The following is a 23,275-nucleotide window of genomic DNA, read 5'->3' as shown; positions in this document are numbered from 1 at the left end:
ATTTAACCTCGATTTTGACGTTTAGAAAAATTACGAACTCGGTCTAATAAATTGGGGCTATAAGCAAGCCATTCATCAGGATTAAATCGACCCCACCTGACTTCATCAAGGGCTTTTTTCTCTCCCAAGGTTAGGGACATAATCCGAAACGCATCAAGAATCTTTTTGCCTTCTTCTGAAATTAAGGTTCCGTATTCGCCTTCATTAAGTTGAGGCATGACCGCTTTTAAAAGGCGATAGACTTTACGGAATTGGGGACGATTAACATTCCACAGGCTCGACTCATAAATGACTTGTTCGGGGTAATAGGCTCTGTTGTTAACAAAGACAACTCTAGGGTCAATAATTTGAGCTTCTTTGATTTCTAAACAGATTTCGATAGTTTCACTCATTCGACTGATTTAAGTTTGTTTAGGAGTGAATCTGGGTCAATTCTAATTTCTCAAATCTTAGAAATTGAATTGAAGGTCAGAAGAAACCCTGTTCAAACTAATTTCCATTGGTCTTGGTGAATATCCTATTCAAGAAAGCCGATAACTGTCAATTTATTGCTGTCATGAATACGGTATTTTTCTAATTCAATTCAGGCGAGATTTGCTGAGTCAGCAAAAAGTTGTTCTTGAAGTTGAAAGGCTGTCGTTAATTGGGGGTCTTGCTGAGTATTGATGCAAGATTTGCTGAGTCAGCAAGAAGTTGTTCTCAAGTTGAAAGGCTGTTGTTAATCGGGAGTGTTGCTGAGTGCTGAGTGCTGAGTCAGCAGATTAGAAAATAGGGGGAGGAATTGAGAATTTGAAATAATTGTTGAAGATAGAGCAAGGGACGGAGTAAGCGATCGCCTCAACAAGTTTATAATTTCAAATTAAGCTCGTCTTTGGCTATTAATCTTGAAGGCGTGTTCAGGAGATTTAGTTAGAGATTGGCATAAAAAAATCTCCTTAGCTTTAAGGAGACAGAGCGTTAAGGTTGAGAATCAATAGAATTGAAGTTAACCTATAGAAATCTCCGCCTTCAAGACGGAGGTTGTAATAATTTTAAACATCTATGAAACAGCCAAAAGTATTGACCCCATTACCTATTACCCATTCGTAATTCGTAATTCATAATTCGTAATTCATAATTGCCTATTTATTCAGGTTTAGGTTGTGTAACAGTCTGAATAATCCTACCGTGATAAATAATTTGTAGGAGTAAGTCTTGTTGTCTCAGCATTAATTGAACACTTTCTGGACAAGATTTAAAATTGGTTTCAACCCATCTGTAAATCATGCGTTCTTTGCGTCCGGTAATTTGACAGAGTTCTCGAACACAAGCAGCTGTATATCCCCAGTCTTGAGGTTGAATATTGTGGAGAATTGGAACCCAACGCGCACAATATTCTGTGGGGTGAAGAGGAACCGATAACAGTTGGCGAATTGTCCGAATTTGTCGTAGTTTTTCAGTTTGAATTGATGGGGACTTGTTAGGGAAGTATTGAGGTTGCATAGTTTTAAGAGAGAGTGTTTTAAGAGTGCGGAGTGCGGGGTTCGGAATGCGGAGTGCTAATTTTAAGAAGTTAGAACTTATAACCAAGTTGTGAGTTGATGCCAATCAAAAGTTTGCCGTTGTGTGGGTTGAATGATGAGTAATGCTCCATTACTTTTAAAGTTCTGGGATTCATATTTTCCATGAGGAGCATAAGTCACTGTATCGTTAACAATTGCAATGCCAACTAATACATCAACTAAGGCAGCATAACGATTATCAGGATCTCCGGCATGGTTGCCAACAAATAAAACCCGAATCTCCGCAGAAGATAGAGGAAATTGATGATAGCAACTCAGGTTAGTTTGGATACAGATTGGGTTAAATTCGGGAGCATACTCTAAGTTTTGCCAGTAATTAATGGAACGTTTAATTGCTAATTGAGTGCGAGTTTTCCAGCGTTTATAATTGGCTAAGGAGTGCGGAGTTCAGAGTGCGATGTGCGGAGTTCAGAGTGCGGAGTGCGGGTTAGGAGGCAGGAAGTAGACGGTCGATGATTGAGTTAGGACTGAGGAGTTAGAAGTGAGGAAGATATTGTTTAAGGCTGAAAAGATAAAAGTTAAATTTAGGGAAAATTAAAATACAATTAAGGAAAAAAAGAATTTAAAAAGCCCTCAACTCCCCACTCCGAACTTCGCACTCTTAAAGCACTCCGCACTCCCCACCCCGCACCCCGCACTCTTTCTTAAACCAGAGGTTGAAGTTGACAAGGTTCAAACAGTTCGTGGTAGGTTTGTCCGCTAACGGGATGGGTGATACTGACCCACCAATAACCGGGACGTTGTTGATATGCTTTGTGAATAATTCCTTGCATCCCAGTGAAGATGTTTTTGGGGTCAAAGTTGACTCGCACTTTAACACCCGGTTGCAGGTCGGGTTGAATTTGTTGATTAAGGCTTTCACGCCATTGCAATAGTTCTGCTATTTGGACTTCTAATTGCTGGGTTGTGGAGGTTTGTTCAAGTCGGACGTGACTGGGTTCACTCAGTAACGTTTCTAAGTCCTGTTGTTGTTGAGCGAGTTGTTGTTTGAGGTGTTGATTTTCGCTTTTGAGAAGACTGAGTTGACTTTGGGCTTGTTCAACACCACTCATGCGCTCAAACGTCCATCCGGCTTTAACATCGTTTTGGTCAAGTACGCCAAGCCATTTGGTTTTAGGGCGGTTGTAGGTGTCTAATTCGAGGATTAAGTCATCAACAACGCCTTTGTGTTCTGGGGAATAAACTCGAATGCGGTCTCCAGGTTTTAATTCACTTAAAGGCACTGGGACGAACTTCGGTTTGAATACGGTGGGTTCGTTGTCAGGGGAGGAAGTGGGTTGTTGCAGTTGAGCAATGAGTTCGTCTTTTTGCTGAAGTTGGGTTTGCAATTGGTCGAGTTGTTGCAAATAGGTTTGGGAAAGTTTTTGCTCTAGGTGTTCAAGTTTTTGCATCAATTCGGCGTTTTTTTGACGTTCGGTGGCTAATGCAGCTTCAAGGTCGTCTGCGGGAGGGCTTTGAGGTTGTGGCGGGATAACAATGGTTTGGGGGTCAAGATGAGCGCACAGGTGTTTGATTTCCCGTTCGGTTTGTTTGATGTCATAAATTAACTGGGCTTGAGCATCCCCAGTAACGGCTTCGGAGAGTTCTTGTTCGAGTTGGACTTTATGCAGGGTGAGACGAGCTAGACGAAGGGCGGTTTCAGAAGGCTGTTGGGGTATTGGAGAGGATGTTTTGTAGCCTTTTTGAGCTAAGGCTTCATCTAGGTGTTTGAGTTTGATGACGGCTTCAGCTTGATTTTTTGTATCAGCCTGAGCAAATTCTTGAGCAAGGGTTTGGAGGTGTTGTCCTTCTTGAGGGGTGAGATTGTAACGTTTAGAAATCTTTTGCCAATCTTGTTCTGTAACGATTTGTTCGGCTTTGGCTTTTCGGACTTCTTTTTTTGTGATCTTCCCTCGCTGGGTTAGGACTTCTACAATGGCTTCTGAGGCGTGGGTCAGTTCTCGCAGGGCGGCTAAACTCCAGTGTTGCACTTTGTTGAGGATGCGCTGCTGCAACCGAGGTTTGAGGGAATCAAACCATTGGCTGATTTTGATTAAGGATTCGGCGATCCATTTGGAGGCTCCCCAGTCGCTACTATTGAGCCAATTTTTGAAGCGTTTTTGGCCATCTTGGGGATTGGTGCGATCGCATAAATTACTCAGGAGTTGACTCAGTTGGCGACCGAGTTCAAGCCCTTCGCTGAGGGTGCGCTGCACAAAGTTTAAGGTTTGATTGAGGGTTTGTTGAGCCAGGGGAGCCAACTCACCAAAACTTGAATAGTCGTAGTTGTGGGAAAACGAGTCAGAAAGCTCAAAGTGGGTCGGAAGCTTAAAATCAACTTGATGAGCCGGGGGAGATGCAAGGGTGGCTGCTGTCATGTTAAGTTGTTCCTTAGAATTTATTTGTTTTTTGTGAAAAGCTGGCCTAGCCGGGTCAGCTTTTTGTATTGAATTAATCTTCAATCCGTAATAAGTCGTCAATTGTGATTTCAGGTTTTCCTGTAAGTTGCCTAATCCAATCTCTGAGTTTGACTAAAGTGATGAACTCGCTTTTGGTTAGAGTTCCTGCCTTAGCAGCAGATAAGGTTCGGCGATCTACTTTGAGACCTTTGAGTAAGAGTTCTTCATAGGCAGCATTGATCGATAAGCCTTTGGGCCAGTAAGGACGTAAATCAACGTAAACTTCCATCAAATTGAATTTTGAATTGATAGTGCTTAGGTTGATCCTGCCATGTTTATACCTTAATACGTTTACACTCATACGTCAACACCTTAACGTCTTAAATCCGAGCCAACTTCAGTAAGCTGATTGATGATTGAGTCAATGCTCAAGATTGAATATAATATACGCAAAAAACGTATTTAAGTCAAGAGGGATCTTCGGGTGGAAGCTGAACAAGCTGTCGAATTTGACGGATTGTGTTTTCCTTTTCCAAGACGACCAGAATATAGTCGGGTCTATCCCGGAATTCTGGGCCCCAACCTTCAATCGTGCGTTCAGAGAGTCCGGTTGCTTTAGCAAGGTCTCTAACACAGGCTGTGTAATAGCCTCTTGCACCAGGATTTGGGGTTTTAACCCATCGCAAACAAAACTCTTTAGGTTCCAAGGTGGCTTTTTGTCTTGCATTTTCAAGTGTTTCGCTATCATCATACAGCTTTAAGAATTGAGACATCATAAATACTTGATTTGCGTATTAATTTTATAGCTATCTGCTACTGTTAACGTCCATCATAACACACTTTAACCACTTTGGGTAAAGTGATTCACTTTGGGTAAAGAAAAGCGTATGCGTGGAAGGGTAAACTAAAAATGAAACTTCACAAAATGTATAAAAAGTGCCAACCCAGAAAAGAAGAGTTAACGCTGATATCGATGATATTTATGACCTCATCGAACAGATGGCTGATGAGGGCCGTCGTTCTAAAGGCGCACAAATTCGGCTTTTGGTGGATGAGGCTTTAGTTACACGAGGTTTAATTGAGCCTCGACCTGGAGTGAAGATTCCTCTCCGAAGTAGTGAAGCAGATAGGGATAACCTTAAATTTATTGCTGTGTTGGTAACTAAACTGATTGAAGGGGAAACGCCTACTGATGATGAAATTCGAGTTTGTGCCAACTTATTAGATATAAATATAGAAAAGCTTATAAATTTTTGTAATCTCGTTACTCATCTAAAAAAATAGTTAACGATTGATTCTTTTATCTTGAATTCATTAAAATTAGGCTAGTTAAATATTAAAACTGCGCTTCCTAGCCTTAAAACATCTTGCTGCTGTAGGATATACTCTCCTGTAGAGTGACCTTGAAAAGAACAAAGCCCAGAGGCGATCGCCTAGAAAATAGTAACTACTCGATCGCATCAGGCAGTTCATCTTCCACAAACCGCAAGCGAGGATATCGATACGCGGCAATAGTGATTAGTAAAACAGGAATTTCCATTGTAATAAATAACAGACCAATACCCCGACCTGGCCCAACACCAATGATTTGTCCGATGCTTCCTGCTAATAAACCATTAGCCGCCATTAAAGGTTCAAAAATTCGTTCGACTAAAGGGCCAGCCACAAGATAGGCAAGAGGGATACAGGAGTAACAAATCATGTTGATTGTGGCAAAAAACCGACCTTGAATATCAGGAGCTACTTTTCGGAGGAAGATAGCATCGCACCAGCCATTGACAAGCGGTAAGCTGAAGAAAAAGATAAAATTGGCAACTGCGAAAAGTGCAGCATCTGTGCGTAAACCGAATGCGAGAATGCACAGATGAGAAAGAAGATCGAAAATAAATACCCCCCGAATTAAAGGTTTCGGTCCCCCCCAAATACTGATAGCCAGACTGCCTAACAACATCCCCATACCACCGATAGATTGAATGGTTCCTAGAACGGTAACTGAAGCAAAAGAAAGTACCAAGGGAGTGAGTAAAACTTCAACCAGTCCTCCAACAAAATTGTCTAACGCGAATAAAATCATCAGCATTAAAAGTCCGGGTCGAACGATAATGTAAGTCCAGCCTTCAATTACCTCGCGCCACAGAGAACTTTTCTCCTCTTTTGGAGGTGCAACAGTTTTAGCATCAGGAAAACGAACGAGTAACAGAGTAATAAGAGCAAATAAGAAGGTAGCTAAGTCAATTAAAATGACACCTGTAAGCTGGACAAGTCCAAGCAAAACTCCTGCCAACAGGGGGGAGATTAGTTGGGCGCACGCTTGTGCTGACTGAACCATGCCAGTGGCGCGAGGTAAGTCTTTTTTCGGTACTAATAAAGAGGTTGAAGCAGTGTAAGCGGGCAACTGAAAGGCTTTGCAGACAGAACTAAGGCCAACAGCTACATAAAGGTGCCAAATTTGAAGGCTGCCAGTGGCGAGTAATAGAGCGATCGCCACCGTAGTTACCCCCGCCCCAGAGTCAGACACAATCATACACCAGCGTCGATTCCAGCGGTCAACTACTGCACCAGCTACCGGAGAAACCAAGACAGTGGGCAGCATAGCAAATAACAAAATCAGAGAGAATTGGGTGACTGAACCTGTACGTTGATACACCCAAACTCCCAGAGCAAAGCTAGTCAGACCCGACCCAATTAGGGATATTAGTTGTCCGAACCAGACTATAAGAAAAACGCGCATTTCGCGGAATTTAGGGAATTGCATGATTATACAAGGGTAGTTGGCTCTGGCGTACTCAAAAACCCTATTTTCAGGAAATAAGAAAAATAGATATTGAGTAACTCTGCATTCAGGGGCGGGCAACAAATTTCAGTTCCAGACAAAGCTTTTAAGGTATTTTGGTTGTCAAATTTAAATTCAATTTTTTGAGAATCTGATTCTTTAGAAAATATGGTTAATAGAGAATGAAGAGCATTTTCAGGGAAATAATTTAGATGGGAAATGAGTTCTTCGTGCCACTTTTCAAATGAAACTTGTCGAACGGGATAACCAAATTTTTGAATCCAGTTAGTTAGATATTCCCAAGATATCTGATGATGATTGGTGATATGAAAAGCCTTTTCCAACGATGATTTTGCTTGTGATATGCAAACAATAGCTTTGCTTGCATAGTCTATAGGAATCATTTCTATCATCATTTCTGACTCAGGGAACATACCAAGTTGGATACACCCTTTAATCATCCTAAACAGCCAATCATCTGTAGCGACGGCACCTGTTTGGCTGTGTCCAGCGAAACGACCTAGCCTATATATACACACAGGAAGTCCTCTTTCACGAGCCATCATCATTAGTTTTTCTGCTACCCATTTGCTTTGACCATAGCCGCTAGTCAAGCCTTGGCTACAATCGAGAGGGTCTGATTCAGCAATTAGCTGACGTTGAAAATAGTGAGGTGAATAAAATACGCCAAGAGTAGAAATAAAATGTACGGGCTTGATTTTGATTTGGCTAGCTAACCTGAGAACTTCTTGAGTTGCCGTAACATTAACTGCTTTTAATGCTGCATAGGGATAGATAACATTATTGCATTCTCCACTGTGATAGATGACATCAATCTGATTAGCTAAATTTTCAAATTCCGCAGTGGTAATGCCTAAAAGGGGTTGAGATAAATTTCCAATCACAGGAAGAATTCTCGAACTGAAGCTTGACTGCCAAAGAGAGTAAAATTCAAGTTGAGTTTGCAACCTGTTTTTGGCTTCATCCGAATTAGAGGCATTGACCAAACAATATATATCAGCCGTCGTCTGCTGAAGTAATTCATAGAGTAAATAACTTCCCACGAATCCTATTGCATCGGTTAGGAAAATACATTTGGGTTCGCTCACCTCATTAAAAGTTAGCGATTGAGGTCGAATTTCCTCTTCCAGAACGGCTTCAGCACTTAAATCGAGAATATTTTCTGCTAGATTATCTATTGTTCCTACCAGGCGAATCTTGTCAATAAGTTGGGCAATACCAGCCACAGTCGGAAATTCAAACAAGCGATGTATTGGTATATCTACACCACAGACTTGATGTAACTGAGACAGCAACCGAATAACTAATAAAGAATTTCCACCAAGTTCAAAGAAGTTATTGTTAACTCCTACTTGCTTTAAACCAAGTAATTCTGCCCAAATCTGGGATACCAGAATTTCCGTAGGACTAGAAGGAGCGCTCTTAAGCTCTATCATCCCGCTCGGATTTTCTGTAGGTACTGGTAGCTGGCGACGATCTACTTTACCATTAGGTGTTAATGGCAAAGCTGGTATGGTGACGAAGGCGCTAGGAATCATGTAGTCGGGTAAATAACTTGAGATGAAAGCGCGTATGTTTTGAACGGATAAATTTCCTGAGTCTTTGTTTCGTTGTTTGGCTACCAGGTAAGCAACGAGGCGTTTTTGCTCGGGTATATCCTCCCGCTGTATGACTACCGCTTCTTGTACTGCGGGGTGAGAATTCAGCACTGTCTCAATCTCTCCAAGTTCGATGCGGAAGCCTCGAATTTTTACTTGATTGTCAAGGCGACCGAGATATTCGATGTTACCATCTGGTAAATAGCGAACTTTGTCGCCAGTTTTGTAAAGACGGGCTTTTGAATTTGAACTAAAGGGGTTAGAGATAAATTTTTCGGCTGTTAAATTAGGGCGGTTGAGGTATCCCCGTGCCAAACCAGCACCACCGATATGCAACTCACCTGGAACGCCAATAGGAACAGGCTGTAGATGAGCGTCTAGCACATATATTTGCGTGTTAGAAATAGGACGACCTATTGGTACAGTCTTAATATCAGCCGAGTTTTTCTCTTTCCAGATATCAGGTTCGTAAATTGTAGATGTAATTGTAGTTTCAGTCAATCCATAAGCATTGATCCAACGGATGCGATTCCCGACTATTTTCTGCCAATTTATCAATTTGTCTGGTAAAACTTTTTCGTTACCAACTACAACTAATCGCAACGAAGAAGGTAATTGAATCTCTGAATTTTCCAGAACAGATACCCATTCCTGCCAGTAAGAGGCAGGTAGGTTAAGAACAGTCAGCTTTTCCCGGTTTATTAATTCTTGAAACTCTGCAATAGTTGGAGGAGTTGAACCAGGTCGGAGAACGACAGTACCCCCACTAATCCAAGTTGGGAATAACTCTTCGGCTGCTACATCAAAGCTAATGGAAGCAAACTGTAGAACCCTATCTGTTACCTGCAAATCATAGTGCTTGGCAATAGAGACGCTGTGGTTGACTAATGCTTGATGCTCAATCAAAACTCCTTTTGGCTGCCCTGTAGACCCTGAAGTGTAGATAACGTAGACTAGATTATCGGGCGTTACCTTGTTGATAGGGTTTTCCTCGCTGTATTGAGAAATTTCTTCCCAATCACAGTCCAGGCAAACAACTCGTGCCTGATGTTGAGGAAGAGACTCAACAAACCGGAACTGGGTAAGCACCACTGGCACAGAGGTGTCTTCTAGTATGAAAGCCTTTCGTTCAGATGGGTACGCAGGGTCTATGGGAACATAAGCACCACCTGCTTTGAGGATGCCTAAAAGTCCTACTACCATCTCAAGGGAACGTTCTATGCAAATCCCTACTAAAACTTCAGCTTTGACTCCAAAAGTTTGCAAGTAATGTGCTAATTGATTGGCTCTGGCATTCAATTCTCGATAGGTTAGTTGTTCTCCTTCGATAACAACTGCGACAGCATCAGGAGTTAATTTGACTTGTTCCTGAAATAACCGATGTATGCACTTCTCGAAGGGATAATCTTTTTGAGTATAATTCCACTTTACCAACAACTGATGCTGTTGGGTTGCTGTCAATAGAGGTAATTCGGAAATTAACGTTTTTGGATTAGTAACAATTCCTGCTAATAAAGTTTGAAAATGCTCCGTCATTCGAGCGATAGTTGTCCCATCAAACAAGTCAGTATTATATTCCCATATCCCTATCCAACCTTTAGGAGTATTTTGGATCGATAAATCTAAATCAAACTTAGCAGATCTAGTTTCTGCTGTGATTGGACTGACCTTTAATTCGGGCAATGAAAAATTAAATATCGACTCATTTTCAACTCCAAACATTACCTGGAATATAGGTGAATAACTTAAAGAACGTTCGGGTTGCAATGCTTCTACTAACTCCTCAAAGGGCATATCTTGATGAGCATAAGCTCCCAATGTCACTTCCCTGACTTGACTCAGTAAATCTTCAAAACTGGGATTTAAGGATAAATTATTAGCTCTCAGAGCTAAAGTATTGACGAAAAAGCCAATCAAACCCTCTATGTCCCGATAATGACGATTAGCGATCGGTGTACCCACTACAATATCATCTTGACCTGTATAACGATATAGCAAGGTTTGAAATGCTGCTAAAAGCAACATAAATGGGGTAACACTCATTCGCTTAGAAAGTGAAATGATGGCTTCGCTTAATTCGGTAGAAAGTTGAAAAGATTGATGTGCGCCTCGGTAAGTTTGAATTGCTGGTCTAGGTCGGTCTGTGGGTAATTCTAATAAAGAAGGAATCCCTTGGAGTTGTTGTTGCCAATAGTTAAGCTGTCTTTGGAAGATTTCACCTGCTAACCAGTCCCGTTGCCAAACACTGAAGTCAGCATATTGTATCGGTAATTCTGGTAAGGCTGGAGCTTGATGATTACACAATGCTGTGTAGATTGTGCTTAATTCTCGTTCGAGTATTTCCATTGACCAGCCATCAGCTACAATATGGTGTAAGACTAATAAAAAGATATAGTCTTGTTCACCTAATTGCAGTAAATAGCTTCTGATTAAAGGTTCGTTCTGAAGGTTGAACGGTTGATTGGCGAACTGATTCACTAATCTTTGTGCTTCACTTTCTCTAGCTTCATCAGATAGGTCTAATACATTGAGAATCAGCAATTCCAAGTGAAGATAGGGGCGAATAATTTGAACAGGGTTTCCATCGTTTGTAGTAAAGTTTGTTCGTAACGCTTCGTGACGGCGAATAATTTCGTTGAGGCTATTCTCTAAAATCTTGATATTGAGTTGACCGTGCAACCGGAAAATATGTGGGATGTTGTAGAAGGCACTTTCTGGTTGTAATTGGTCAAGGAACCACAGTCTAGCTTGGGCAAAGGATAAGGGAATTTCCGTTGTCCTCTGAATGGGTAAAATGGGTATCCTTTGTGCAGATTGTTCGCTCCCTAATAAGACTTCAATTTCTTCTGCTAGTTCCGCAATCGTGGGAAATTCAAAGAGATGACGTAAGGGGATTTCTATCCCTAAATTTGTACTAATTTTAGAGACTATTTGAGTTGCTAATAAGGAATGCCCTCCCAAGCTAAAGAAGTTATCATAAATGCCTATTTGTTTAAGTCCCAGTACCTCTGCCCAAAGATTGGCTAATATTTCTTCTAGGGGAGTGCGCGGTGCAACAAAAGTTAATTCTAGTTCCGGTCGAATTTCTGGGACTGGTAAAGCACGATGGTCAATTTTCCCATTTGGGGTTAGAGGTAAGTGTTCCAGTGTGACAAAAACACTGGGAATCATGTAATCGGGAAGTTGGTGTTTGAGGAAATGTCGCAGATCGTTAATGCTTGGTTTGACTTCGGCTTTGGGAACGAAATAAGCAACTAATTGTTGGTTGCCTGTGATATTTTCATTGGCAATGACTGCTGTTTCTCCTATAGCTGGATGTTGGGCTAATGCGGCTTCAATTTCGCCTAATTCGATCCGGAAACCGCGTATCTTAACCTGATTGTCAACCCGACCTAAAAACTCAATGTTACCATCTGGTAAATAACGGGCTAAATCTCCAGTTTTGTAGAGGCGAGAGTTTGGGTCATTACTAAACGGGTTAGGGATAAATTTTTCATTAGTTAAATCGGGACGGTTGAGGTAGCCTCGCGCTAGCCCCACACCACCAATGTGCAATTCCCCAGGAACGCCTACAGGAACAGGTTGGAGATAGCGATCTAAAATATATGTCTGCACATTACAAATTGGACGACCAATTGGCAAATGTGTCAATGTGGGGTCTGTTTTTGATAAGTCGTAGATTGTTGCTACGACAGTAGCCTCTGTAGGGCCATAAGTGTTTACCAGACGTACTTGTTGCCCTACACACTCCTGCCAGGTTTTTAATCGTTCTAACAGAGCTTTTTCTCCACCAATGATGACCAAGCGTAATGATGGGGGAAATACCAGGTTTTCCTGGCTTAATCTTGTTGTTAGTTCGTGCCAGTAGGCTGTTGGTAGACTCAGGATGGTTAAGTTCCAAGTGCTGCACTTTTTCAAAAACACACTAGCTGAATCCAACATAGAATCGGTTCGTAAGACAAGCGTTGCACCTGAAGTCAAGCAGGGGTAGATTTCTTCAGCACTAGCATCAAAACTAATCGAGGCAAACTGCAAAATGCGATCGCCTTTTTTTATCTCATATTCAATACTGACGGCATGGATATAATTCACCAAAGACTGATGTTGGATAGTTACTCCCTTTGGTTTCCCAGTTGAACCGGAGGTATAGATTACATAAGCTAAGTTTTCCGGTGTCACATCACTTTGAGGCGCAAATTCACATAAATTAGAGATTTCTTCCCAATCAGAATCTAAGCAGACTACCCGTGCTTGATGCTCTGGTAACAAGGCAACCAGTTTTTGTTGAGTTAATAAAACTGATAATTGCGAATCATCAAGCATATATGCAATTCGCTCAGATGGATAAGCAGGGTCTATGGGTACATAAGCACCACCCGCTTTGAGAATGCCTAACAGTCCTACGATCATTTCAAAGGAACGTTCGACGCAGATGCCTACCAGTGTTTCTGGTTTTACCCCCAGTGCTTGTAAATGGTGTGCTAACTGGTTAGCCTTGGTGTTTAGTTCTCGGTAGGTTAGCTGTTCGTCTTTAAAAATTACTGCTACGGCATCTGGTGTTTGTTCTACTTGTGCTTCAAATAATTGATGAATACATAGATTCTTCGGATAGTCTTGTTGGTTTTGATTCCACTCTACTAATAATCTGTGTTTTTCAATCGTCGTCAAAATAGGTAAATCTGATAGCTTTTGTTCTGGATTGGCTACAATACCAGCCAACAACGTTTGCCAATGCTCTATCATTCTGGCAATGGTGGTGGCATCAAATAGGTCTGTACTATATTCAAATCCTCCTGTTAATCCTCGCTCGGTTTTCTGCAACGATAAGCTTAAATCAAATTTAGCTGTATGATTGGTTTCAGGATTAGATGTGGTAATTGTTAAATCTTTGATGTTAATAGCAGAAGTCGCCTCATGTTCTAAAGAAAAATCTATTTGCAATAAAGGTGAATAGCTTAAATTTCGCTCTGGGCGTAATGCTTCGACTAACTTATCAAATGGTAATTCTTGACGATCGTAAGCTTCTAAGACAACTTTTTTAACTTGTTGTAATAACTCCAGAAAGGTAGGATTATCTGATAAATCTGTGCGTAGCACTAAAGTATTCACAAAAAATCCGAGTATTCCTTGTAGTTGAGGATTCTGGCGGTTCGCCACAGTCGAACCAACTACAATATCGGGTTGATTGGTGTAGCGATAGAGTAATACTTTAAATGCTGTGAGGAGCAACATAAAAAGCGTCACTCCTTGTTGCTGACTCAAATTTACGAGTGCTTCACTAATGTCTGGCTCAATAGTGAAAACTTGGGTTTTTCCGCGAAAGGATTGAACTGCTGGTCGGGGACGAGCTGTTGGCAATTCTAACAACTCTGGCATTAGAGCTAGCTTTTGCAGCCAGTAAGCGAGTTGAGATTCTAGAACTTCTCCCTGTAACCATTGCTGTTGCCACACAGCAAAATCTACATACTGAAGATTTATTTGGGGCAGATTGGGTTGACTTCGTTCAGCCAAAGCTGAGTAAATTGTCGTTAATTCCTGAAGGAAAATATTAACAGACCACCCATCAAATATAATGTGATGAATTGTTAGCAATAAAACATTTTCTGTTGGGGTAAGCTGAACTAATTTTACCCATAATAAAGGTTCTTCGGTCAGATTAAATACATAGCTGGCTGCAATAGAATTTAATTTATGATACTCCAAATCTCGTTTGCTAGCTGACAAAGAACGTAAATCAACGACTGGTAAAGAAAAATCTTTGCTCTTATTTATGACTTGAGCAGGTTTTCCATCTATGATAATAAAGTTAGCGCGTAAGATTTCATGGCGATCGATCAGTAATTGCAAGCTCGATTCCAATGTGGCAATATTGAGTTGACCGCTAAAATGCAAGTTCAGAGGAATGTTATAGAAGGGGCTGTTAGGCTGTAATTCGTAGAGGAACCAAAGTCCTTCTTGAGTAAAGGAAAGAGGAAAGGTATTGTTTTCTGCTCTGGATATGGGAGCGATCGCAGTGGTATTAGTTTGAAGATTGGCTTGTTGCAAAAACGAGATAATCTCAGCTTTGCGATCGCTAATTTCTGACTTGAGAGCAGGGGTAAGAATCCCTTCAGGAGCCTTGCAGCGCAGGCGATCACCTTCCAGAAACAGCTTAATATTTAACTTTCGGAGGTGATTAACAAACTCAATCGTATTCATTAAAATTCCACTTCCTCTACGTTATTGATGGTGATATTGCTAGTTTCTATACTTTCTTTGGCCCAAGAAATTGCTTCAATGTAGCTGGAAAGGCAGGCTACAGTTGGAGCTTCAAAAAATTTAGATAATGGAACCTCGACCAAAAAATTCTCCTTCACTTGTGCGATTAGTTGAGTGGCTAGTAAAGAATGCCCTCCTAATTCAAAGAAGTTATCATTTATTCCCACTTTTTCTACTCCCAAGACCTTAACCCAAATGGATGCTACCAATTTTTCTGTAGGAGTCTCAGGAGCTACAAAATCTGCTTTTTGAATTAAACTATTGATATCTGGTAGTGGCAATGATTTGCGGTCTACTTTACCATTAGGTGTCAGGGGTAGAGCTTCCAGCACCACAAAAGCACTCGGTATCATGTAATCAGGTAATTGTTGTTTAAGGAAATGGCGCAAGTCACTGATTTCGGGTGCTGGCTGCTGATATGGGGCAATATAGGCGACTAATTGCTTGTCGTTTGTAGCGTTTTCTCTGACTATAACTACAGTTTCTCTGATAGCTGGATGTTGCGCGATCGCTGCCTCAACCTCGCCCAGTTCGATACGGAAGCCGCGAATTTTTACTTGGTTGTCAATGCGACCAAGAAATTCGATGTTACCATCTGGAAGATAACGAGCTAAGTCGCCAGTTTTGTAGAGTCGAGAACCCGATTCATTGCTAAAGGGATTAGGAATGAACTTTTGCTCGGTTAAATCGGGATGGTTAAGGTAGCCTCGTGCTAATCCTATACCACCGATATGGAGTTCTCCTGGCACTCCAACAGATACGGGTTGGTTTTCCGTGTCTAGAATATAAATTTTGGTGTTAGCGATCGGACGACCGATGGGTAGCACTCCCATGCCTTTTGTGCATTGTGCAATGGTAGCGCAGACAGTGGATTCAGTTGGGCCGTAGAGATTGAAGAAACGCCGTCCATCTGCCCATCGCTTGACCAAAGAAGGAAGACACGACTCTCCCCCTACGACAATATTCTGTAAAGCTGGCAACTCCTCATCAGGGAGTGTCGCAAGCGCAGATGGCACCAAGTTAGCATGAGTAATCTTTTGCTCGCGCAGTAGCTCGAACAAAGCCCGTCCTGGTAGTAAGGAGTCCTGCAAAGCCAACACTAGCGTCGCTCCCGGTACTAAAGCCATGACAATCTCCCACACAGAGGCATCAAAGCTAAAAGAGGCGAACTGAAGAATGCGACTGTCTGGCTGTACATCGAATAGCTGAATCTGTGCTGTCGCTAAGTTGCAAAGTCCTCTGTGTGCCAATAAGACACCTTTGGGTTTTCCAGTAGACCCTGATGTGTAGATAACATAAGCTAGGTTATCAGGCGTTACGCTGCTGCTAAGGTTCTCCTGACTATGAAAAGCAATTTCTTCCCAATCTTTGTCAAAGTAGACAACACGCGCAGAATGTGAGGGAAGTTCCTCGACTAGCTTCGACTGAGTGAGCAGCACTGGTACAGAAGAATCTTCCAGTATGAAGCCCAGCCGTTCCAAGGGATAAGCAGGATCGAGAGGGACATAAGCACCACCAGCTTTGAGGACACCCAACAGTCCCACTATCATCTCAAACGACCGTTCTACACAAATTCCTACCAAAACTTCTGGCCCAACGCCCAACGCTTGCAGGTAATGTGCCAGTTGGTTTGCCCTTGCGTTCAATTCTCGATACGTCAGTTGCTCGCCTTCAAACACCACCGCCACAGCGTCTGGTGTCCGTTCTACCTGTTCCTCAAATAGCTGGTGGATACATTTATCGCGGGGATACTCGGTTGTGGTGTTATTCCACTCGTGTAATATTTTATGCCGTTCAGCATCTGTCAAAAGTCTATCGCCTGCAAGCTGCTGTTCTGGATTGGATGTGGTATTTTCTGGATAATTAAAAGTAGTCATTATTAATTAAAGTTGAATTTTACAGAATATTTATTAGGCCAAAGTCGTCAATGCAGAGGGGCTAGCTGCGATCGCACAGCGATTGAGTAATTACACTTACTGCTGTTGAATGGGCTGTCGAGGGAGATCGGACATAGAGCCATAGCCTCATAGCATTGGATGTAAAGAAAGAACTTCGGTAGTAAATGCTACTGATAGTGTTCCCGGAAAGCCGAGCGATTGCCCTTTGGGGATAGAATCGCTTCCTGTCCGCTTCTGACTACTGGATAGACCTTTGCCAAAGCGATCGGTGCAGGCCAATCTCGACCGATCGGCATCCGGGTCTCTATCAAAAGAGGTAATTAGATTGGCTTCGACAGCACCCATAGACCTGTCCAAAGAAGGATTTATATTTCTAGCTTGTTGTCTAATATATCCATTTTTTTTTGTGGTTGTCACTATATGTTTTGTAAAAGCCGACTTTTCCGACTTTAGAGATCGGAGTAGCTTTTGCCGAAATCAGTTATTGATTAGCTTTACTTATGTAATATTTCGCTATTGAGTCAGGTATAAATTCATACCTACATCGCCTCGCTCTCTAGCCTTTAAGCCGATACACACCTGCTGTGCTATGGCGATCGCTCTCTTTTGCGATCTACTGAAGTTAAGATGCTTTTACCTTGGATAGGGTGTGTTAAGCGATCGCATTTTAATTTACCTTTCAACTGATGCGATCGCGCTAGCTTGAGTAACAGATTGGGAAAACTTTTATGCCTTATAGTAAATTTACTTTCTCGTAAAGCTGTAGATGATTTTCAACTGACGATTTTGGAAGGCGATCGCTTTCTGCCAGAGATTTCCCCAGTCAATCCAAGTTCTTTGCTCAAAGATACGTTTAAAGAAACGCTACCTTGGGCGATAGCGAAGCGCTGCTGCGAAGCGCAGATCGCAGTCAGTAGTGAAAAAGCGCGTTCTGAAGGTATTATCAATCCCGTCTTGTTAGAAGTCAAACGTCAGCTTAATGGACAAATTAGCGCCTTTTCCGGTGAAGAGTTCAATGTGCAGCCAGAAGTTTATTTGACGGGTTATGTCGATTTTCTGATTAGTCGCTCTCCGAAGTTCAAACCCCTGCTTCATAGCAATAGTCCACTAAAATGTTGCCTACCGAATCGCGTGAATTTCAGTTTTTTTTAATGGACTATTGCTAGGATCTGTGGAGTTAATTCCACGTCAATTGAGTTATAGCAGCCCTACTTTTGTCCAAACTGCAAGATTATTTTGTTTTTATGAAGCTAACATTAAGACTAGCGATAATGTCAGTTCTATTACCATCGGCAAGGGGAACATTTACGGTTGAGCCGGAGAACGCAAGCACTTGTTCATCTTGTTTAGCGGTATAAGAAAACGACGTTTTCGATGTGGCATTTTTCAGAGTTCCAAAAGGACCAAAAGTTTTTTTCTCACGGGTTTTAATCGTGAGTTGGAGTATACAATTCCAACCAAACCATGTTCCTGTATAACCAGAAACTTCCACAATAGGATCGCCTTTATCTAGCACAACTTCGCTTTCATTACCCCCATTTCCACCGTGCTGCGGCATTAGGAAAGAACCATTTGTAACCTGAATAGCATCCAAGACCTCACCAGAACTTATTTTCATTTTTGAGATTGGATACCCACATAGTTTTGCCATACCCGTATCGTCAAAAGTGGAACCACTCATAGCAATCGTGATAGTTGCCATTTTTTCTAGGGGTTGTTCGACAAAGCCGTAGCTTATTGGCTGCACTCCCAGAGTTACGTTGTCCGATCCGTTTATAGGTACGACGTTCTCAATCCAGGCAGCATTGGCACAAACGCGAATCAACCAATGTCTTTCCCCTTGATTGCCTATTTGCCAGATGTCATAGAAGCGTGCTGTTCCCTGGGGATGCCAAGCCAGATACAGTTGTTTCTGGTTGGGCTGGGTATTGTCGGTCAATACCCAGCCTTGCAGTTCCTGTACCGAACTAGGCTCTTCAGCTTCGGTTCCGCTCCAGATAGAAATAGCACCTATGAATACGCCGTAACTTTCCCCTGGTTGTTTTCCATCAAACGAAGGGCCAATGACTATACAAAGTTGAGTTAGGGTTTTACCGACATAGCTTTCATTAACAATCTCGGAAAGATAATACCACCCGTTTTCTTGTTGAGGTGTTGAGTTGGTCGCAAAGCTCGTGCCGTCACTAAACACCAGTTTCAAGTTGACACTAGGGAATGCAGTCTCGCTACTCAAAGGTTGGAATACTGCATTAACTCGGAAAGGTTTTTCAATTTTGGTGGAGAAATCAAATAAAGCATAGGTAACACTATCCTGATGACTAGCCGATTTACCTTCTATCTTTAGTGAGGCTCCACCATCGTAGGATTTCTCTTGGGTGAAATCGATTTCAAACACCTGATCGTTCCCTTCAATAGTCCAGAACCGATATGTAGGCTGAAGTCCCTGTAAGCTGAGATTGCTCCAATCTTCTTTTCCCTCTGGATCTCTCAACTTTCGAGTAGATACCTCTTTACCGCGAACCGTAAACTTGTGGCCACGACCGCGATCAAAATTGGTGTAGAAAGGTAATGCAGCTGGGACTGGGCGCTCGGGAATATGCTGGGCAATACAATTTTCGCTATTTTTCTCATGCCCTGCACCTTCCCCTATCCAGAATTTTTTATCTCGCGCTTCAAAATTCTTATGGTGTTCTTTTCCACCCGATCCTTCTTCAAAAGTCCAGCCTGGTGCAAACAGACCAACAGATGTTCCCTTGTTTACGGCAATGCCCACTGCTCTACAGGAGTCATTCCCTGGCTTATAGAAAGTATTGCGCCCCCATACGTCTACGCCAGTGTAGACTTCGTAAGGAGAGCGGCTATCTCCCTTAGCTGTGTCCACCGAGGTCTGAATTTCGCGGCCCCGATCATCCCACCAGTAGTTAGTGAAAATTCCATTACTGGCTAAGAAGAAATCATTGTTATGGCTGTTAAGGCAATTCTGATAACTAACTGTACCACTTCCCGAAATCACGGAATCGTACCAAATTACCAGTGCGGTCTTGGCCTTGAGTTTTCCCAGAAAATCGGTGACATCGGTACAAGGGACTTCGGGGGTCAGAGATATCTCAATATTGAAGAACCACCCATCAAAACCGTAGTATTCAGCAATAGCGGCAAGTTGAGCAATGGCTTGATCGGGCTGACCTTGCGATTTACTGAACATCAGGGTGAGGTCGTTCTCACTGCCACTTTCAAATATTACTGTACCAATGACTGGCACACCATTTAGATGGGCACAGTTACTCCACCAAATCGTGGGGACTGTAATACGATGATGTGAAAAATAGCAGAAGCTATCTACATACTGCCAGTAAGAGAAGTTGTAAGTATCAGCGTTATCGCTACCCTGCGGGTAGAGGTCAGCATCCTCCACATAACCACCTTTGAAATCGTTACAATGCATCAGAAGTGGTTCGTTAGTCCGGGCTGGTCGGGGACGCAAGGGCACCAGTGCCGTATTGAACGCATCGAACGGCTGCGAACCAGGTTTCCAGTCAAGAAGATCTTGAACTTTATCGAAATATATAGATTTAGGGCGAAAAGTAAGTGCGTTCATAATCTATTCCTTTTTGGGTTGAGTAGCTGAGCTAATCTAGCTTTCGCTCATCTGTTATGAAATCGTTTCTTCTTGGCAATTTGGGAATTTTTTGAGTTAGAAGCGTTTTTTCTTAACTAATTTACCCCCATAAAACCAGCCATCTTGTAGGAGTGCTCTTTCGCACTCTTCCCATTGCATCCCAAGACCAGCAGAAATCACGCCCAGTGCAGAAAATATTGCCTGAAAACCATGAACTCGACAGACGGGATGCCTGTCCTACAAGAGGAATAAATTGGAAATGAGATAATCCCTTACTCTAGCTTCAATTTGTCTGCGCTCCCACGCTTCCACCCACCAGGGATAAGGAAGGTGAATCAAAAGCTTGTAGGATGCACATGAATTCAGCTTATATTACAAGGGAAAAGATTATAAACAAGACAAAACCTTGTTTATAGACTTTTGCTCTCCTCGATAACTGTCACTCCCTGAAGAGAAAATGTGTTTGAGTGTGGGATGTAATATGAAAGTCGAATTATCAATAGGTAACGTTTGTAATCAGTCTAGCCTCTACCCTACGGGGGATGTCAAGAGTAATGCGCTGCAAATTGGGAACTTTTCAGTTTGGGCTTCGTCTTACAACCCTCCAGCCAAGACACTGCCTAGACTCTAGAGAGTACGAGAGGGACAGAAACTGTTGGTAAAGATTTATGAAGGAGTCAATTTAAACTTAAAAAATTGTAGACTATATCCAGAAATGACGTTTCAAGCGATCGCTTGATCATAAGTGCTATTGTGGAGTGTGGATAAACTCCAAATGTGACAGTCCAAGGGCGGACTGTGGGAACTAAATATTATTACTCAGTTTTCTCGGAAACTGAAGTATTTGCGATCGCTCAAGCTTTAACAAGTTTTTATAAGACAAAGTTACAGTCATAAAAAAAAGAAAATACTTGGACAAACAAGATGCCAACACTTCCCTTAATCATTTCTGACGAAACTCTCCGAGATGGCGAACAGCAAGCAGGGCTTTTCTTCCCTTACGAAACTAAGAAAACTTTAGCTAACCTCATCAGCCAAACCGGAGTCCACCAAATAGCTTTAATGCCAGCCGTTCACGAAACGGAAGAACATTTACTAAAAACATTGATAGCAGAAGGTAATGGGAGCATTATGACAGCTTCCACAATGGTTGGTAAACAATTTATCGACCTCGCAAAAGCTTGCGGAGTAGAACGAATAATTCTTTTCTATGCTGTTTCAGACCGTCTTTTACTTTTAAGAGATACAGAAATCCGCAATTTAATAACGCTTCCAGAAGAAATAAAAGATAACAATCTCCCTAATGAACTTGTCCGCCGCGTCCGCGAGAATATGATTAACAAACTTTTGGAAAACCTATGCTACGCGACAAGTCCAGAAATTGGTTTAAAAGTAGAGTTTGCCGCCGAAGATGCCAGCCGCGCCGACTTTAACTTTTTAGTAGAGTGCATTCGCTCATTCCAACCCTACATCGAACACTTCGTCCTCTGCGACACGATGGGTATCCTCACTCCAGAAAAAACTTATATATGGGTGCGCGACCTCTTAGAATTAACCAATAATGCAGCTTTAGGAGTGCATTTCCATAATGACTTAGGCATGGCTCTCGAAAATACCCTGCAAGCTGTCATTGCCGGAGCTTCAATGATTTCAGGTACATTTCTAGGTATCGGCGAACGGGCAGGAAATATCCCATTAGAACAAGTTTTAAATGGACTCAGATGGCGCTTTGGAATAGAAGTAGAAGGGATTAATTATCAAGCACTTTCCCAAGTAACAAACTATCTCGATTCTCTAGGAGTTCGTCCCGCTCCTCCTTACTCTCAAGCAGCCCTTCGTCACGAAAGCGGCATTCATGTAAATGGCTTTTTACGCGACCCCGACAGCTACCACATTTTTCCTCACGCTTTACCTGAAATTTGGTTTGGCAAATGCAGTGGAGCCAGCAATTTTCAATACTTGTTTGAGAAACAATTAAACCAACCTCTTTCCCCTCAAGAATATAACCGAATGCGAGATAAAATTAAATTCTTTTCCATTCAAGAGCAACGGTGTTTCTCACCAGAAGAGATAATCTCGCTATTCCAACAAGGATTTTTTAATGACTGAACCATATCGCGTGATAGCACTACCTGGAGAAGGAATCGGGCCAGAAGTAGTAGAAGCTTCCTTAAAAGTTCTTCACCATTTAGCCCAAATAGAAGGCTTTTATTTAGTGATAAACTATGCCTTAATTGGACAACCTGCCTTCGAGAAATTTGGAAATTTTTTCCCACCACAAACAGCACAAATATGCGAAGGTTCTGATGGAATTCTATTCGGAGCAGTGACAAAAGGTGGTATTCTCGAACTGCGCCAACACTTCGACTTCTTTACCAACCTTCGTCCCGTGCGTTCCTTTGAAACTTTATTACATAAATCCAGCCTCCAACCCCAAAAGATTCAAGGACTTGATATCTTGTTCGTGCGGGAACTGGTAAGCGGAATATATTTTGGCCCATCGGGACGAGAGCGAGACGAAAATGGCTCCTATGGTTATCACACCATGAAATACTACGATTGGCAAATTCGCCGTATTGCTAGAGTCGCTCTCCAAAAGGCTAAAGAACGCCGAGGTTTACTCACCGTTGCTCACAAAGAAAATGCTCTCCCACAAATACCTTGGAGCCGTTTAGTACAGGAGGAAGCGGGGCATTTCCCAGATGTTGTAGTGGAACCGATGTTAGTAGATAACTTAGCCATGCAACTGGTACGGGAGCCAAAGCGATTTGATGTGATTCTGGCTGGTAATCTATTTGGAGATATTCTCAGCGATATCGGAGGGGCATTGGTAGGTTCCATAGGCTTATTACCATCTGCTAGTATTAACGATCGAGGATTCGGTCTTTATGAGGCTATACACGGTACAGCACCAGATATTGCTGGGAAAGGTATTGCCAATCCTTTAGGAACGATGGGAGCAGTTGTCTTAATGCTCCAACAGTGGGGAGAAACCCATGCTGCTACTCATCTAATTCAAGCTATAGAAAGAGTTTTAGCTTTGGGCTACCGCACGGCTGACTTAAATCCTCAAGGCGAAGAAATATTAGTGAATACAGTAACTTTAACTGAACTTATAATTCAACAACTATCTGAATTAGCTTTAGCAAATAAGGAGTAATAAAACGT

15 protein-coding genes are annotated in these 23,275 nt (G+C 42.2%); 4 read left to right on the top strand and 11 right to left on the bottom strand.

Going from position 1 to position 23,275, the window contains the following annotated elements; genetic code table 11:
* Positions 1-2 precede the first annotated feature (2 nt).
* The 6 genes from H6G57_RS18315 to H6G57_RS18295 form a co-directional block, all read right to left on the bottom strand.
* A complete protein-coding gene (locus H6G57_RS18315; RefSeq protein WP_190521071.1) occupies positions 3-392 on the bottom strand; it encodes a hypothetical protein in 390 nt (129 codons plus the stop codon).
* 733 nt (positions 393-1,125) lie between these two features.
* Positions 1,126-1,482 carry a hypothetical protein gene (locus H6G57_RS18310; protein ID WP_190521070.1) on the bottom strand — a complete coding sequence of 119 codons (357 nt, stop codon included), beginning with the start codon at positions 1,480-1,482 and terminating at the stop codon, positions 1,126-1,128.
* Between the two features lie 77 nt (positions 1,483-1,559).
* Positions 1,560-1,682 carry a hypothetical protein gene (locus H6G57_RS29445; RefSeq protein ID WP_255528384.1) on the bottom strand — a complete coding sequence of 41 codons (123 nt, stop codon included), beginning with the start codon at positions 1,680-1,682 and terminating at the stop codon, positions 1,560-1,562.
* 524 nt (positions 1,683-2,206) lie between these two features.
* Complete coding sequence (locus H6G57_RS18305) at positions 2,207-3,919, bottom strand: hypothetical protein (RefSeq protein ID WP_190521068.1); 1,713 nt, start codon at positions 3,917-3,919, stop codon at positions 2,207-2,209.
* A gap of 73 nt (positions 3,920-3,992) precedes the next feature.
* On the bottom strand, positions 3,993-4,229 hold the full coding sequence (locus H6G57_RS18300; protein ID WP_190521066.1) for a hypothetical protein: 237 nt from the start codon (positions 4,227-4,229) through the stop codon (positions 3,993-3,995).
* Between the two features lie 178 nt (positions 4,230-4,407).
* On the bottom strand, positions 4,408-4,716 hold the full coding sequence (locus H6G57_RS18295; protein ID WP_206756695.1) for a hypothetical protein: 309 nt from the start codon (positions 4,714-4,716) through the stop codon (positions 4,408-4,410).
* A 160-nt stretch (positions 4,717-4,876) separates the two neighbouring features.
* On the opposite strand from H6G57_RS18295, the gene H6G57_RS18290 reads away from it, so the two are divergent.
* Positions 4,877-5,224 (top strand): hypothetical protein, encoded by a 348-nt coding sequence (locus H6G57_RS18290; protein WP_190521064.1) that lies wholly within the window; start codon positions 4,877-4,879, stop codon positions 5,222-5,224.
* A gap of 163 nt (positions 5,225-5,387) precedes the next feature.
* Here H6G57_RS18290 and H6G57_RS18285 read toward each other — a convergent pair whose 3' ends face one another.
* The 4 genes from H6G57_RS18285 to H6G57_RS29440 form a co-directional block, all read right to left on the bottom strand.
* Positions 5,388-6,671 (bottom strand): MFS transporter, encoded by a 1,284-nt coding sequence (locus H6G57_RS18285; protein WP_190521062.1) that lies wholly within the window; start codon positions 6,669-6,671, stop codon positions 5,388-5,390.
* Between the two features lie 26 nt (positions 6,672-6,697).
* Positions 6,698-14,530, bottom strand: coding sequence for a non-ribosomal peptide synthetase (locus H6G57_RS18280; RefSeq protein ID WP_190521060.1), 7,833 nt, complete (start codon positions 14,528-14,530; stop codon positions 6,698-6,700).
* A complete protein-coding gene (locus tag H6G57_RS18275) occupies positions 14,530-16,467 on the bottom strand; it encodes an amino acid adenylation domain-containing protein (RefSeq protein WP_190521058.1) in 1,938 nt (645 codons plus the stop codon). Before H6G57_RS18275 ends, H6G57_RS18280 begins: the two co-directional genes overlap by 1 nt.
* Positions 16,468-16,655: 188 nt before the next feature.
* Positions 16,656-16,784 carry a hypothetical protein gene (locus tag H6G57_RS29440; protein WP_255528383.1) on the bottom strand — a complete coding sequence of 43 codons (129 nt, stop codon included), beginning with the start codon at positions 16,782-16,784 and terminating at the stop codon, positions 16,656-16,658.
* Between the two features lie 418 nt (positions 16,785-17,202).
* Between H6G57_RS29440 and H6G57_RS18270 the strand changes: the two genes are divergently transcribed.
* The gene (locus H6G57_RS18270; RefSeq protein ID WP_199314362.1) at positions 17,203-17,640 is read left to right on the top strand and encodes a hypothetical protein; all 438 of its coding nucleotides are present in this window, start codon (positions 17,203-17,205) and stop codon (positions 17,638-17,640) included.
* A gap of 79 nt (positions 17,641-17,719) precedes the next feature.
* Here the strand turns inward: H6G57_RS18270 and H6G57_RS18265 are convergent, their stop codons facing one another.
* Entirely contained in the window at positions 17,720-20,086 is a 2,367-nt protein-coding gene (locus tag H6G57_RS18265; protein ID WP_190521055.1) for a jacalin-like lectin, read from the bottom strand.
* Positions 20,087-21,031: 945 nt separating this feature from the next.
* On the opposite strand from H6G57_RS18265, the gene H6G57_RS18260 reads away from it, so the two are divergent.
* Positions 21,032-22,216, top strand: a complete 1,185-nt coding sequence (locus H6G57_RS18260) for a 2-isopropylmalate synthase (RefSeq protein WP_190521053.1) — start codon at positions 21,032-21,034, stop codon at positions 22,214-22,216.
* Positions 22,209-23,267: an isocitrate/isopropylmalate dehydrogenase family protein gene (locus tag H6G57_RS18255; protein ID WP_190521051.1), complete on the top strand. Its 1,059-nt coding sequence runs from the start codon at positions 22,209-22,211 to the stop codon at positions 23,265-23,267. Before H6G57_RS18260 ends, H6G57_RS18255 begins: the two co-directional genes overlap by 8 nt.
* Positions 23,268-23,275: the final 8 nt, after the last annotated feature.

The sequence above is a fragment of the Planktothrix sp. FACHB-1365 genome (genome assembly GCF_014697575.1).
Lineage (GTDB): Bacteria > Cyanobacteriota > Cyanobacteriia > Cyanobacteriales > Microcoleaceae > Planktothrix.
Note: the sequence above shows the minus strand (reverse complement) of the source record. Positions and strands in the feature narration are given on the sequence as shown.

Bases quoted from the DNA above. Each gene is read 5' to 3' on its own strand.
- H6G57_RS18315 (WP_190521071.1), bottom strand. From the start codon at position 392: ATGAGTGAAACTATCGAAATCTGTTTAGAAATCAAAGAAGCTCAAATT.
- H6G57_RS18310 (WP_190521070.1), bottom strand. From the start codon at position 1,482: ATGCAACCTCAATACTTCCCTAACAAGTCCCCATCAATTCAAACTGAA.
- H6G57_RS18305 (WP_190521068.1), bottom strand. From the start codon at position 3,919: ATGACAGCAGCCACCCTTGCATCTCCCCCGGCTCATCAAGTTGATTTT.
- H6G57_RS18300 (WP_190521066.1), bottom strand. From the start codon at position 4,229: ATGGAAGTTTACGTTGATTTACGTCCTTACTGGCCCAAAGGCTTATCG.
- H6G57_RS18295 (WP_206756695.1), bottom strand. From the start codon at position 4,716: ATGATGTCTCAATTCTTAAAGCTGTATGATGATAGCGAAACACTTGAA.
- H6G57_RS18285 (WP_190521062.1), bottom strand. From the start codon at position 6,671: ATGCGCGTTTTTCTTATAGTCTGGTTCGGACAACTAATATCCCTAATT.
- H6G57_RS18280 (WP_190521060.1), bottom strand. From the start codon at position 14,530: ATGAATACGATTGAGTTTGTTAATCACCTCCGAAAGTTAAATATTAAG.
- H6G57_RS18275 (WP_190521058.1), bottom strand. From the start codon at position 16,467: ATGACTACTTTTAATTATCCAGAAAATACCACATCCAATCCAGAACAG.
- H6G57_RS29440 (WP_255528383.1), bottom strand. From the start codon at position 16,784: ATGCCGATCGGTCGAGATTGGCCTGCACCGATCGCTTTGGCAAAGGTC.
- H6G57_RS18265 (WP_190521055.1), bottom strand. From the start codon at position 20,086: ATGAACGCACTTACTTTTCGCCCTAAATCTATATATTTCGATAAAGTT.
- H6G57_RS18260 (WP_190521053.1), top strand. From the start codon at position 21,032: ATGCCAACACTTCCCTTAATCATTTCTGACGAAACTCTCCGAGATGGC.
- H6G57_RS18255 (WP_190521051.1), top strand. From the start codon at position 22,209: ATGACTGAACCATATCGCGTGATAGCACTACCTGGAGAAGGAATCGGG.